General features: G+C 60.4%; 14 protein-coding genes. 8 read left to right on the forward strand and 6 right to left on the reverse strand.

The features are described from left to right. Positions 1–52 precede the first annotated feature (52 nt). Together ACQUSW_RS08940 and ACQUSW_RS08945 are read left to right on the forward strand one after the other, a co-directional pair. Positions 53–1,483 (forward strand): DNA recombination protein RmuC, encoded by a 1,431-nt coding sequence (locus tag ACQUSW_RS08940; RefSeq protein ID WP_428931951.1) that lies wholly within the window; start codon positions 53–55, stop codon positions 1,481–1,483. Positions 1,484–1,495: 12 nt separating this feature from the next. Then, entirely contained in the window at positions 1,496–2,095 is a 600-nt protein-coding gene (locus ACQUSW_RS08945) for an exonuclease domain-containing protein (protein ID WP_428931952.1), read from the forward strand. Here the strand turns inward: ACQUSW_RS08945 and ACQUSW_RS08950 are convergent. Then, positions 2,066–2,272 (reverse strand): UDP-N-acetylmuramyl pentapeptide phosphotransferase, encoded by a 207-nt coding sequence (locus tag ACQUSW_RS08950; protein WP_428931953.1) that lies wholly within the window; start codon positions 2,270–2,272, stop codon positions 2,066–2,068. The genes ACQUSW_RS08945 and ACQUSW_RS08950 overlap by 30 nt on opposite strands. A 157-nt stretch (positions 2,273–2,429) precedes the next feature. Further along, positions 2,430–3,416 (reverse strand): class II fructose-bisphosphatase, encoded by a 987-nt coding sequence (gene glpX / locus ACQUSW_RS08955; RefSeq protein ID WP_428931954.1) that lies wholly within the window; start codon positions 3,414–3,416, stop codon positions 2,430–2,432. A 186-nt stretch (positions 3,417–3,602) separates the two neighbouring features. Here glpX and fbaA point away from each other — a divergent pair, with 186 nt between their 5' ends. Continuing rightward, positions 3,603–4,631: a class II fructose-bisphosphate aldolase gene (fbaA, locus tag ACQUSW_RS08960; RefSeq protein WP_428931955.1), complete on the forward strand. Its 1,029-nt coding sequence runs from the start codon at positions 3,603–3,605 to the stop codon at positions 4,629–4,631. Positions 4,632–4,694: 63 nt separating this feature from the next. Here the strand turns inward: fbaA and ACQUSW_RS08965 are convergent, their stop codons facing one another. Continuing rightward, the gene (locus tag ACQUSW_RS08965) at positions 4,695–5,309 is read right to left on the reverse strand and encodes a DUF6264 family protein (protein ID WP_428931956.1); all 615 of its coding nucleotides are present in this window, start codon (positions 5,307–5,309) and stop codon (positions 4,695–4,697) included. Continuing rightward, positions 5,306–6,313, reverse strand: a complete 1,008-nt coding sequence (locus ACQUSW_RS08970; RefSeq protein ID WP_428932261.1) for a 4-hydroxy-3-methylbut-2-enyl diphosphate reductase — start codon at positions 6,311–6,313, stop codon at positions 5,306–5,308. Before ACQUSW_RS08970 ends, ACQUSW_RS08965 begins: the two co-directional genes overlap by 4 nt. Before the next feature lie 218 nt (positions 6,314–6,531). Here ACQUSW_RS08970 and xseA point away from each other — a divergent pair, with 218 nt between their 5' ends. The 5 genes from xseA to ACQUSW_RS08995 are packed head-to-tail and all read left to right on the forward strand — an operon-like array spanning position 6,532 to position 10,847. Next, complete coding sequence (xseA, locus tag ACQUSW_RS08975; RefSeq protein ID WP_428931957.1) at positions 6,532–7,857, forward strand: exodeoxyribonuclease VII large subunit; 1,326 nt, start codon at positions 6,532–6,534, stop codon at positions 7,855–7,857. A gap of 2 nt (positions 7,858–7,859) precedes the next feature. Continuing rightward, positions 7,860–8,120, forward strand: coding sequence for an exodeoxyribonuclease VII small subunit (locus tag ACQUSW_RS08980; protein ID WP_428931958.1), 261 nt, complete (start codon positions 7,860–7,862; stop codon positions 8,118–8,120). Continuing rightward, positions 8,117–8,764, forward strand: coding sequence for a DUF4245 family protein (locus ACQUSW_RS08985; protein ID WP_428931959.1), 648 nt, complete (start codon positions 8,117–8,119; stop codon positions 8,762–8,764). The genes ACQUSW_RS08980 and ACQUSW_RS08985 overlap by 4 nt, the downstream gene beginning before the upstream one ends. Then, entirely contained in the window at positions 8,761–9,456 is a 696-nt protein-coding gene (locus ACQUSW_RS08990; RefSeq protein WP_428931960.1) for a carbonic anhydrase, read from the forward strand. The genes ACQUSW_RS08985 and ACQUSW_RS08990 overlap by 4 nt, the downstream gene beginning before the upstream one ends. Further along, positions 9,453–10,847 (forward strand): class II fumarate hydratase, encoded by a 1,395-nt coding sequence (locus ACQUSW_RS08995; protein WP_428931961.1) that lies wholly within the window; start codon positions 9,453–9,455, stop codon positions 10,845–10,847. The genes ACQUSW_RS08990 and ACQUSW_RS08995 overlap by 4 nt, the downstream gene beginning before the upstream one ends. Positions 10,848–10,944: 97 nt before the next feature. On the opposite strand, the gene phoH2 is transcribed toward ACQUSW_RS08995, so the two are convergent. Together phoH2 and ACQUSW_RS09005 are read right to left on the reverse strand one after the other, a co-directional pair. Beyond that, a complete protein-coding gene (phoH2, locus tag ACQUSW_RS09000) occupies positions 10,945–12,288 on the reverse strand; it encodes an RNA 5'-3' helicase PhoH2 (RefSeq protein ID WP_428931962.1) in 1,344 nt (447 codons plus the stop codon). A 181-nt stretch (positions 12,289–12,469) separates the two neighbouring features. Continuing rightward, on the reverse strand, positions 12,470–13,252 hold the full coding sequence (locus ACQUSW_RS09005) for an isoprenyl transferase (RefSeq protein WP_428931963.1): 783 nt from the start codon (positions 13,250–13,252) through the stop codon (positions 12,470–12,472). Between the last annotated feature and the right edge of the window lie 12 nt (positions 13,253–13,264).

A 13,264-nucleotide genomic window follows, 5' to 3' on the forward strand; every position in this document is an offset into this window, starting at 1 on the left:
GAAAGACGAGTCTACCCGCCCCAATGTCAGAGGCCCGTGTCAAGCTTCTTCTATGCCCGATGTTCTCTTTATTTTTCTTGCCCTCGCCGTAGGTGTCGCGCTCGGTGCTGTCGTCGGTGTGCTGTTTGCACGCACCCGGTCCGCCAGGCTCCATTCGGATGCTGCTCAGCAGATCACGCGCCTCGAGACTCAGATCGACAGCATGACGCGCAGCGCCCAAGAGCGCGAGCAGTATCTCGAGAGCACACACCGCGACAGTCTTGCGCGCACGCAAAAGGAGTATGAGAACCGTCTGGCCGATCAAGAAAAGGCTTTCACCGAGCGTGAAGACCTCATTCGCACCAACCATGAAGAAACACAGCAACGTATCAAGGCCGACCATGCGGCCCTGCGTGAACAGTTTGAAGCGCTGGCGTCCGAGGCACTCGACAAGAACAGTAAACGTTTCCTCGATGTGGCCAATGAGCGCCTCAAGCGCAGCCACAAAGAATCGGCTGCCGAACTAGAGAAACGTGAACAGCTATTCCGTAGCCTCGTCGAGCCCATGAAAGAAACGCTCAACAAGGTCGAAAACCAGACGGTTGAGGCCGAAAAGCTACGCGTACAAACGCAGGAGGCACTCACGCAGCAGATTCACCAGATGATGCAAAAGTCAGACGAACTCGGCAAGACAACAGAATCACTGCGGTCGGCACTCCGCCGCCCCGAAATTCGAGGCCGCTGGGGCGAACTCCACCTCCGCCGCGTTGTCGAAGTAGCAGGGCTCGTTAACGGAGTCGACTTCGTCGAACAGAGTTCCGACACCACAGACGAAGGCCACCGCCTACGCCCCGATATGATCGTCACGCTCTCGGGCGGCCGCAAAATTATTGTCGACGCCAAAGCACCCCTCGACGCCATACTCGACATCGATACCGATCCCGAAAACGCCGAACAGCATGCCCGCCGCCACGTCAAAAACGTGCGCGAACGGGTCAAAGAACTCAACTCCAAGCCATACCGGCAACAGTTCGGCTCCACCATCGACTTCTCCGTACTGTTCCTCCCCGCCGAGTCATTCCTCCAAGTCGCCACAGAGCAAGACCCACAACTACTCACCGACGCCTACGAATCCGGTGTCATCATCGCAACACCCACCGTGCTCGTCGCGATGCTCCGCACCGTCGCGCAAACCTGGAAAGCCGAAGCACTCGCCCAAAACGCGCAAGACGTACTCGACACCGGAAAAGAACTCTACAAACGGCTCTCCACCATGGGCGGGCATATCGCCGCCCTCGGCAAAGCCATCGACAGAGCAACCGACGCCTACAACCGCACCGTAGGCTCACTCGAACGCCAGGTACTCCCGCAGGCCCGACGATTCGCCGACCTGCAACAGATCGACAACGAACTCGACATCGCTGTCGCCGAAAAGACCGCGCGAGACATAACGGCACCCGAACTTACCGTGTCGCTCGACACAACAACGCTCGAACTGGAGTGAGAGAGTAGTCAGATGCCCGTGGACTTCACTGCCATCGACTTCGAAACCGCCAACTCTCACCCCGCCTCGGCGTGCTCCGTCGGCCTCGTGCGCGTTCGCAACGGTGTCGTCGTCGCCCACGACACGTGGCTCATCCAGCCACCCCACGAACACAGCATCTTCAACGAATGGAACATCCGCATCCACGGGATTCACCCCGAACACGTCACCGACGCACCCCAATGGCACAACCAGTTAGAACGACTCTGCGACTTCACCGGTAACGACATCCTTGTTGCCCACAACACCCGATTCGACATCGGGGTCCTCTACGGGGCCAGCGAAGCCACAGGCACACAGTGCCCACCATTCCGGTCACTCTGCAGCCTGCACATTGCCCGCCGCACCTACCAGCTCGACTCGTACCGGCTGCCCGTCGCTGCGGCTGCAGCAGGATACGGTGAATTTGACCACCACAACGCAGCAGCCGACGCCGCAGCATGCGCCCACATCATCATCGATGCAGCACAACGCGCACAAGCAGCCAGCGTAGAAGAACTAGCGACGCTCTCCGGCGTCGCCATCGTCAACAGCGATCAGAAATCACGCGCCGCCAGGAGCAAAGCTCAATAGCCAAACAACAGCGCTCGAAAAAGCCACAAAAGCGCCAACCATCCACCAGGCGCTCACCTCATGACCCTCTTCCCGTCGAACACGGAAAAGAACATCGGTGCGTCGAGCAGGGTCAAAATCGAGAACCTTCACGGTTCCCGTCTCCGTAACCGTCGTGTGCACCTTTTCGGTGGCCATCAGACTCGCCCTTCCTGAAATGACAAACCATTACGCGGGTTCGTCAAACGCTAGGAGTGTCTTCATTGTGCCAGGCCAAGATCGAAAAATGCTCCTATCCACCACCAAAACAGCACAGGGTAGGTAACAAAAGCATCACAACCACAGGGTTACGCAATTACAGCCACTTCGAAACCAGATGCTCCGAAGCAACCCTCCGCAACGTACCCGAAGCACTCCGCAACACCACGCTCTCGGTATAGACGTACCCACCCTCACGACTCACACCCCGCACCAACTGGCCATCCGTCACACCGGTGGCAACAAACAGCGTGTTGTTTCCGCGCACCAAATCATCGGCCTCATAGACATGATCCATATCCAGCCCGGCATCACTACCACGCTGACGCTCCTCGTCATCACGCGGCCACAAACGTCCCTGAATATGGCCACCCAGAGCCTTAATTGCGCATGCCGTGACAATGCCCTCCGGGCTTCCGCCCACGCCCACACACATGTCGGTGAGCGCACCAGGCCGTGCAGCGTTAATCCCACCCGCCACATCACCGTCCGACATAAGCCGCGTTCCCGCGCCCGCCTCACGAATCTCACGAATCAGAGCCTCATGCCGGGGCCGGTTCAACACCGAAACAACCATCTCATCAACAGGCTTACCCAGCGCCTTCGCAAGAAGACGAATGTTCTCGCCCACGGGCAAGCGAATATCGACAACGCCCACCCCTGCAGGTCCTGTCACGAGCTTGTCCATATAGAAAACACTCGACGCATCGAGCATCGTTCCACGATCCGACACGGCAATCACCGACAGCGCGTTCTGTCGCCCCGCCGCCGTCAACGACGTGCCATCGATCGGATCCACCGCGATGTCACACTCGGGGCCACGACCTGTTCCCACCTTTTCGCCATTGAAAAGCATGGGTGCTTCATCTTTTTCACCCTCGCCAATCACGACGCGGCCGGCGAAATCAACGGTTCCTAAAAACGCACGCATGGCATCGACCGCCGCGCCGTCCGCTGCGTTCTTATCGCCTCGCCCAATAAACGGAACGGCACGGATCGCCGCAGCTTCCGTGGCCCTCACCAACTCAAGAGCAAGATTTCGATCAGGACGCAGAGGGCTTAAATCAGCCGTAAGACTCACCATGCCCTCATGCTAATGAAGCAACCGAGTATTTTTCGCTAGTTTTCGCAGCATCCGGAGTTTAAAAACATCACTTCTTTCATCACTGGTAATTCGATGCAAATGCGAACCACCCTGCCTGCTACGACCCCTCCGTGACAGCCCGATAGAGTTGCTGGTGAAACCCCCACGCGAACTACAGGAGTCTCCATGCCCGTTGCCACCCCGGATCAATACGCCGAGATGATCGACCGCGCCAAGGCCGGCGGCTTTGCCTATCCCGCATTCAACGTCTCGAGCTCCCAAACCATTCACGCTGTCTTGCAGGGACTGACCGAGGCCGGTTCCGACGGCATTATTCAGGTCACCACCGGTGGCGCCGACTACTTCGCCGGGCACACCGTCAAAGCACGCGCTACCGGCGCTCTCGCCTTTGCTAAATACGCTACGGAAGTTGCCAAGTCGTACCCCGTCACGGTAGCGCTGCACACCGACCACTGCCCGAAAGAAGCACTGGACGACTTCGTGCTGCCCCTCATCGCCGCATCCGAAGAAGAAGTGCGCGCTGGCGGCAACCCCATCTTCCAGTCACACATGTGGGATGGCTCTGCGGTTCCCCTCGAAGAGAACGTGCGCATTGCCAGCGAACTGCTCCCCCGCATGAAGAACATCAACTCAATTCTCGAGATCGAAATCGGTGTCGTCGGCGGAGAAGAAGACGGTGTCAAGCACGAGGGCTCCAACGACGCCCTCTACACGACCTTCGGCGATGTCGATCAGGCTGTGCAGGCACTCGGCCTGGGCGAGCAGGGTCGCTACATCTCGGCACTCACCTTCGGTAACGTGCACGGCGTCTACAAGCCCGGCAACGTCAAACTGCGCCCCGAACTACTCGGAGAAATCCAGCAGCAGGTGGCAGCAAAATACAACACGGGTGCCAATCCCCTCGACCTCGTCTTCCACGGCGGTTCGGGCTCGAGCGACGAAGAGATCGCTACCGCTGTGGCCAACGGCGTGATCAAGATGAACATCGACACCGACACTCAGTACGCCTACACGCGTGCGATTGCCGACTACATGTTCAAGAACTACGACGGCATTCTCAAAGTCGATGGCGAGGTCGGTGTCAAGAAACTCTACGACCCGCGTGCCTGGGGCAAGGTCGCCGAAACAGCCATGGCCGCCCGTGTTGTTGAGGCAACACGCCAGCTGGGCTCCTTCGGTCACTCCCAAAGCTAATAGCCGCGTCAACGCAACAGGGGCAGAATCACACACCGTGGTTCTGCCCCTGTGCTGTACGTATCAACCTGCTGCGGCCGCCGAGAGGCCTGCCAGGTGAGCCTGAAACGACGGGTCACCCATAATGGCAACGGCCAACGCCAGCGAAGCAAGAATCGTTGTGACAACCGCGCCCACAAGTGGCACCCACCAGGCGTGCTTGGGAATACGCAACCGGCGCACAGAAAGATACGCCGTCAGCGTCCAACCCACAATGAGCACGGCGCTTGCCACTGTTGACCAGAGTCGCCCCTGCCCATAGTTCGTAAACGACCCCTCAACACCCAGCATTCGCCAGGCGTCATTCATCACGGCCGAAAAGTCGCGATACGCCAGCACCGTCATGATGACGTTCACCAGGCCGTACGCCAATAATCCGAGGGTGACCAGACGATCCACCGGCGAGACCGCAGCAGGCGAGGCACCACCTGTGGAGGCGGCCGCCTTATTGGGACCAGCGGGGGTAACCCCACGGCGCTCGTACGGTGCACGCTCGTAGGGTGTGGGCTCAGGCAGCGCGGGTTGCGCCGGCTGGATAGTGGCATCCGGATGCTGCACACCACTGCCCCGCCGTCGCTGCTGTTCTTCGACGCTGGCGTATTCGCCAAACTGCGGGCGCGCCGGTGTGGCGTCGCTCATTGGCTGCTGCGGCCGCCCCGAGCCCCGTCACCGCGAAGCTCTTTGGGGAGGGAGAAAATAAGGTCTTCTTCGGCGGTGCGGATCTCTTCAACGTCGCTGTAGCCGGCATCGTCGAGCACATCGAGCACCTGGCGCACCAGAACCTCGGGCACGGATGCCCCGCTGGTCACGCCGACGGTTGCGACGCCGTCGAACCATTCTTGCTGTAGTTCGTCGGCATAGTCGATACGGTAAGCAGCTTTTGCGCCGTTTTCGAGAGCAACCTCAACCAGACGAACACTGTTTGATGAGTTGGCAGAGCCAACAACAATCACAAGTTCGGCTTCGGCCGCCACCTTCTTAATCGCTACCTGACGGTTCTGGGTGGCGTAGCAGATGTCGTCGGACGGCGGGCTCTGCAGCTGCGGGAAACGCTTGCGAAGACGGTTGACTGTCTCCATCGTTTCGTCGACCGAGAGCGTTGTCTGTGACAGCCATACGACCTTCGACGGGTCGCGCACCTCAACCGTGTCGGCCTCGTCGGGCGAATTCACAATCGTCACGTGGTCGGGCGCTTCACCAGCGGTGCCTTCCACTTCTTCATGACCTTCGTGGCCGATGAGCAAAATTTCGTAATCGTCACGAGCAAAGCGCACAGCCTCGCGGTGAACCTTCGTCACGAGCGGGCACGTGGCATCAATGGCGTGGAGCCCGCGATCATCGGCGGCCTGTACAACGGCAGGAGAAACGCCGTGTGCACTGAAGACCACGTTGGCGCCCTCGGGCACCTCGTCGACCTCTTCAACAAAAACCGCGCCCTTTTCTTCGAGCTCGGTCACGACATGAATGTTGTGCACAATCTGTTTGCGCACATAAACAGGGGCACCGTAGCGTTCAAGCGCTTTTTCGACGGCAACTACGGCGCGGTCGACGCCAGCGCAGTAGCCACGGGGAGCAGCAAGGAGTACCCGCTTGGCTCCCGCGACCGGACGATTTTCAATAAGTCCGCGTGCGGGGGCATCCAATCGACGGGGAATCCGGGGAAGAGGAAGAGGCACGGATACAGAGGTCACGCCTTCGAGTGTAGCCGCGAGAACTGGGGTGAGGCTGGGTATCGCAGCATCCGGTAGTCAACAGCCCCGACTGCTCTGTCAGAGGCGCGGGCTATCCTGGTGATATTCCTTCCGGATGCACCGAGACATCCCCACACACGTGCCACTGCGTAATTCTTTTTGAGGACTCTATGACGCTCTTTCACGCCGCCGCAGGAGACACACCACCCCCTGCCGACGCCGTGGCTCCGCGCGACTCCACCGCAGAAGCACCCACCTCGGTTGCGCGCCTGAACTCGACGATTCGCGACGCCGTCTCTCGGTGGGGCACGGTGTGGGTCGAGGGCGAGGTGACCTCGTGGAATGTTCGTGCAGGGCACGTTTTTGCGCGACTCAAAGACGCAGCATCCGAAGCACAAATTTCTATCCGCGTATGGGCGAGCGTGCGGTCACGCATTCCTGGCGATATCGGTATTGGTGACCACGTGGTTGCGGCTGTCAAAGCCGACTATTTCGTCAAGGGAGGAGACCTGAGTTTTACGGTCTCGGCGATGAAGCACGTGGGCCTCGGCGATCAGTTAGAGCGCCTGGAACGGTTGCGCGCCCAGTTACGCAAAGAGGGGCTATTTGCCCCGGAACGCAAAAAGCCTCTGCCATTCTTGCCCGGACTCATTGGGCTCATTACGGGCGAGAATTCGGATGCCGAAAAAGACGTGCTCCGTAATGCTCAGCTGCGCTGGCCACACGTGCGCTTTCGCACTATTCACACCGCTGTGCAGGGTGAGCGCTGTGTGCCAGAAACTCTCGCCGCGCTCGCGCAGCTTGAGGCCGACCCCGAGGTCGATGTCATCATCATCGCGCGCGGGGGCGGCGACCCGCAGACTCTGCTTGGCTACAGCGACGAGCAGATCGTCCGAGCGGTCGCGGCTGCCCACACCCCCGTGGTGAGTGCGATCGGACACGAAAACGATCACCCGATTCTCGACGACGTCGCCGACCTGCGCGCCTCAACCCCGACCGACGCCGCGAAGCGGGTAGTGCCCGACGTCGGTGAACAGCACACCCTCATTTCGCAGTTGCGTGCGCGCGCCCTGCAAAGACTCACGCAGCGGCTCAGCCACGACGTCACACAGCTTGAACAGTTACGGTCGCGCCCCGTGCTGCGCAACCCGGAACCCATCGTGACTCAGCGCGCACAAGAGCTGTTCTTGTTGACGGCGCGCAGCAGTGATCTCATCAACCGCATGATCGACCAGGCCCACCGCCACACCGCCCAACTGCGGGCACAGCTGCGCGCACTATCACCGGCCTCGACGCTTGCCCGCGGCTATGCGATTGTGCACGACTCAACAGGTTCTGTCGTGCGAACAAGTAGCCGTGTGACCCGCGATGAACACCTGCTGATCACACTCGAAGAAGGCCAGCTGCACGCAATCGCGGCCGGAGATGCCTCCAATCCCAGCCCTACCCCCGCGGCGTCGGGCACCAGCCCGCACGCCGATAAGATAAAGGAGTGACCGTGGCGAGTGAACACAACGCAACGGACGAAACCGTAACTGCAACGGCAACGCCCGTGTCTGAGCTCTCCTTTGAACAGGCACGCGATGAACTTGTTCGTGTCGTCTCAGAACTTGAGCAGGGTGCCCCCACTCTCGAACATTCGCTCGAGCTGTGGGAACGAGGAGAAGCTCTCGCGGCCCGTTGCGAAGAGTGGTTGCGCGGAGCCCAGCAGCGCCTCGATGCGGCACGCGAACAAGCAGCATCCGGAGAATCATCATGACCGACTCACGACAGCGCGTTGTCGCCGAATTGGGCCGCCCAGAGACACCCGAAGAAACCGCCGCGCGCAAAGCCGAGTCATCGCGCATATACCGCTCCAGCCAAACTATGCGCAACCTGATCACGGCGCTGGGCGTAACTCTCGCCGTCGTTGCCATCATTATCTTCGCGGTTCCGCGCGGCGAGCCTCTCGAGCCTCAACCCATCGACATCGAAACCGTCGCGCACGACGCGCAAGTGTCACTTGACCGCCCGCTCGTTGTGCCCGAGGCGCCGGATGCTTGGCGCATAACGCAGGCGCATGTTGCCGGTGGTCCGGTGAAAACGTGGAACATGACGCTGGCGCCCATGGGCAAAGAAGACCGCGGATTCTTGCGTGTTACCCAGGCTGTCGAAGCAGATCGTCTGTGGGCAGCCACCCCTCTGCGCGGCACCCAGGCCGTCGGCACAACCTCGATCGCCGGAATCGAGTGGGACGAATATCGCCCCGCCAACCCCGAAGCTGTCGGCAATATTTCTTATGCCCTCGGCACACAAATCGGCGATGACTATCTGCTCGTCTATGGCGCATTATCGGCCGACAAAACAGCCGATTTCGTCACGACGCTGGCCCCCGCCATCAATCAAATACTGGAGAGCGAATGAACACTGAACCGCTGCCGACCCCCGACGAAGCCTGGCGCCAAATGCGCGAAGGCAACCGACGTTTTGTCGAGGGCAGTCCGCAGCACCCGCACCAGGATGTCGATACCCGCCATAGCCTCGCTGAAGGCCAGCGGCCCGTCGCCACCCTCTTCGGATGCTCCGATTCACGGCTAGCCGCCGAGATTATCTTCGACAAGGGGCTCGGCGACCTGTTCGTCATCCGAAATGCGGGGCACATGGTTTCAGCCTCGGCCGTGGGCAGTATCGAATATGCGGTCGAGATCTTAAACGTACCGCTCATTATTGTGCTCGCCCACGACACTTGCGGTGCCGTACGTGCCGCCATCGACGGCACCGCCATCGACGCGGCCCCGCTCCCCCCTCAAATTTGGAAGCTCATCGCCCCCATCGTTCCCGCAGCACGGAAGGTGCTTGCCTCCAATGGCGGCAAGTCGGCCGCAGAAATCGATGCAGAACAGGTCGGCCGCGAACATCTGAGAAACACCGTGGCAGAGCTACTGTCGTCGTCTGAAATTATCAGTGACGCCGTCGCCGAGGGTCGCCTCGGCATTGTCGGCGCCAACTACCGCCTCTCCCAAGGAGAGGTCATCCCCATCGTTTCCGTCGGGCTCTCAGAAGATGTGGGCCTGGCGAACGATACCCATCCGGCATCTGTGAAGGAGCAGCTGTGACCGATATCGAGTACCGCATCGAACACGACACCATGGGTGAGGTGCGCGTGCCCGCCAACGCCCTCTACAGTGCGCAGACCCAGCGCGCTGTAGAAAACTTCCCCATCTCGGGAAGCGGGCTAGAACCCACCCAAATCGCCGCCCTCGCGCGCATCAAAAAAGCAGCAGCGCTGGCTAACAAAGAGCTGGGCACTCTTGACGGCGCCATCGCCGACGCTATTGCCCAGGCCGCCGACGAAGTAGCTAGCGGCGCACACGACGACCAGTTCCCTGTCGACACCTACCAGACAGGTTCGGGTACGTCGTCGAACATGAACATGAACGAGGTTCTGTCGACCCTCGCTTCGCGCATTCTCGGTTCGACTGTGCACCCCAACGACCACGTCAACGCCTCGCAGTCATCAAACGATGTGTTCCCCACATCGGTACACATTGCCGTAACACAGGCACTCATCGACACGCTCGTGCCCTCCCTCGACCACCTTGCCCAGTCGCTCGAAGCGAAAGCTGAGCTCTGGAAAGACGCCGTCAAGGCCGGTCGCACACACCTCATGGATGCCACGCCCGTCACGCTCGGTCAAGAGTTCGGCGGCTACGCCCGCCAGATTCGACTCGGAATTGAGCGTGTTGAAGCGGCCCTGCCGCGCGTTGCCGAAGTTCCTCTCGGCGGCACCGCGGTCGGCACCGGGATCAACACTCCCCTGGGCTTCCCGCAAAAGGTCATCGCCATTCTGGCCGCAGAAACGGGCCTTCCCGTGACCGAAGCGAAAGACCACTTCGAAGCACAGGCTAACCGTGACGGGCTCGTCGAAGCATCCGGTGCGCTGCGCACGATTGCGGTGTCACTCACCAAAATCAACAACGACCTGCGCTGGATGGGCTCTGGCCCCAACACGGGCCTCGGTGAAATTCACATCCCCGATCTCCAGCCCGGCTCGTCCATCATGCCCGGCAAGGTGAACCCTGTTGTTCCCGAAGCCGTACTCATGGTGTGTGCGCGCGTCATCGGTAACGACGCAACAGTGGCCTGGGCCGGGGCATCCGGTTCTTTCGAACTGAACGTTGCCATCCCCGTCATGGGCACGGCACTGCTCGAATCGATCCGTCTGCTGTCGAACGCTTCACGTGTACTCGCTGACAAGACCATCGATGGGCTCGAAGCCAACCTCGAACGCGCCGCAGCCTTTGCCGGTATGTCGCCGTCGATCGTGACGCCACTCAACAAGGTGATCGGTTACGAGGCAGCAGCAGCAATCGCCAAACACGCCGTCGCAGAGGGCATCACCGTTCGCGACGCCGTTATTGCACTCGGCTACGTGGAACGCGGCGAAATTACCCTCGAAGTTCTCGACGAGAAGCTCGACCTGCTGTCAATGACTCACGCAGGCTAATAGTTCCTCACACACCAGAGGGCGTCGTTCACACTCGCTGTGCGAACGGCGCCCTCTGTCGTCCAACCTGTCGTGCGACAACCCAGCCGGATGCCGCCTATACGCCCGGCTCTAACAGTTCAGTCACCAACGCAGCAATCGCCGACCGCTCCGATCGGGTCAACGTCACATGACCAAAGAGCGCGTTGCCGCGCAAACTCTCAATCACGCTGGCAATGCCGTCATGTCGGCCCACGCGCAGGTTGTCGCGCTGGGCAACATCGTGGGTGAGCACGACGCGCGAATTCTGGCCGATACGACTGAGCACAGTCAACAAAACATTGCGTTCCAACGACTGCGCCTCATCAACGATCACGAACGAATCGTGCAGGGAACGCCCGCGGATATGCGTGAGCGGCAGCACCTCGATCAGACCACGTTCCACAACCTCGTTGATGACGTTCTCAGAAACAACAGAGCCGAGCGTGTCAAAAACGGCCTGTCCCCACGGAGACATTTTGTCGCCCTGATCACCGGGCAAATATCCCAGTTCTTGCCCGCCCACCGCATAGAGCGGGCGGAACACAATAATGCGTCGGTGCTGCCGCCTTTCCAACACCGCCTCCAGGCCCGCGCACAGCGCGAGAGCCGATTTTCCCGTACCGGCACGGCCGCCCAGCGAAACGATACCCACGGCGGGGTCGAGCAGCAGGTCAATTGCTAACCGTTGTTCTGCCGACCGGCCGTGCACTCCAAACACTTCCCGGTCACCGCGCACAAGCGCATATTCGCCGTCGCCGGTCACACGGGCAAGCGCCGAACCACGCTCGGAGTGAATGATGAGTCCGGTGTTGATCGGCAGGCCACGAGCAGCATCCGATGATCCCACTTCTGACTCATACAGGTCGACGATCTCGTCGCCCGAGACGTCGAGTGTACTCACGCCCGTCCATCCAGCATCCGGAGCCTGCTCGGCCCGGTACTCTTCGGCATCGAGCCCGGCAGCCGACGCCTTCACGCGGAGCGGTAGATCTTGCGATACGACCGTCACTGATTCACTATCACGCTGCAGATGCGCTGCGACCGCCAGAATCCGTGCGTCGTTGGTGCCGGCCCGAAGACCAGACGGAAGAACACTGACGTCAACGTTGTCGAGTTCTACCCGAATCGAGCCAGTACCACTCCCCCACATAATCGCGGTGTCGAGTCGTCCGATGCGCATGCGCAGGTCGTCGAGATGGCGCAGGGCCTGCCGCGCAAAATAGCCAAGCTCGGGATCGTGACGTTTTGCTTCAAGCTCGGTAATCACGACAACGGGAATGACGACTGCATGCTCGGCGAAGCGAAACAGCGCCTGCGGGTCGGACAACAATACCGACGTGTCGAGCACGTACGTTCGTGTCGTTTGCCGCTGCGCTGCGGTTTCGGAAGTCGTCGTGCGCTGTGCTGTACGTGTACTCACGGCCTGCTCCCACCCCGGGAAACCCGGTTATGTGTCAAGCCGACCGTGGTCACGAGTCGTGGATGTGGCCGACTCGATCAGACGAGGTGTCCGATACTGCGACCGTACGCCCACACCCTCGCCGCTCCTGCGGTCGACACGCGTATAGTTCGTGACTCCCTCACGAACATGCGGTAAATAGTTACCGGCCGAAGCGACGGTCCCGCGTGGTGTAGTCCCGGATAGCGCGTAAAAAGTCGACCTGACGCAGGTCGGGCCCTAATGCCTCAACAAAATAAAACTCACTGTGAGCGCTCTGCCACAGCAGAAAGTCGCTCAGACGCTGTTCACCGCTCGTACGAATGACGAGGTCGGGGTCGGGTTGCCCGACCGTATAGAGATGCTCACCGATCATCTCGGGTGTCAAGGATGCGGCAAGCTGGTCGAGTGTGCCACCGGATGCCTCGTGCCGGGCAATAATGCTGCGCACGGCGTCGACGATCTCGTTGCGCCCCCCGTAGCCGACCGCTAGGTTGACGTGCAGTCCGGTGTTTCCCCGCGTGCGTTCTTCTGCTTCGGCAAGAACGCTAGCCAGATCGCTGGGAAGCACATCGCGGCGACCCACGTGTTTGACCCGCCATGATTGGGCGTGCGACAGGGCGTCAGCCAGTTCGGCGATGATTTCAATCAGGTCATGAATCTCGCGCTTATCGCGTTTGAGCAGGTTGTCGCTGGAAAGCAGGTAGAGCGAAACGACCGGAATACTCAGTTCATCGCACCAGCCGAGAAATTCTCGCATTTTCGCGGCACCGGCGCGGTGCCCTTCCGCGGCTGTTTCGTACCCCAGGGCTCGCGCCCAACGTCTGTTGCCGTCAATCATCATGGCGACGTGGTGCGGAAGTGCCTCGGCGTTAAGTTGTCGGCGAAGACGACGACCGTACAGGCGATACAGCGGCCCCAGAGCGGCATCCGTGCGAGCGTTCACGAGTCCACGCTA

Origin of the sequence: Microbacterium luticellae (assembly GCF_050408645.1) — a bacterium.
In the GTDB taxonomy this organism is placed as follows: domain Bacteria; phylum Actinomycetota; class Actinomycetes; order Actinomycetales; family Microbacteriaceae; genus Microbacterium.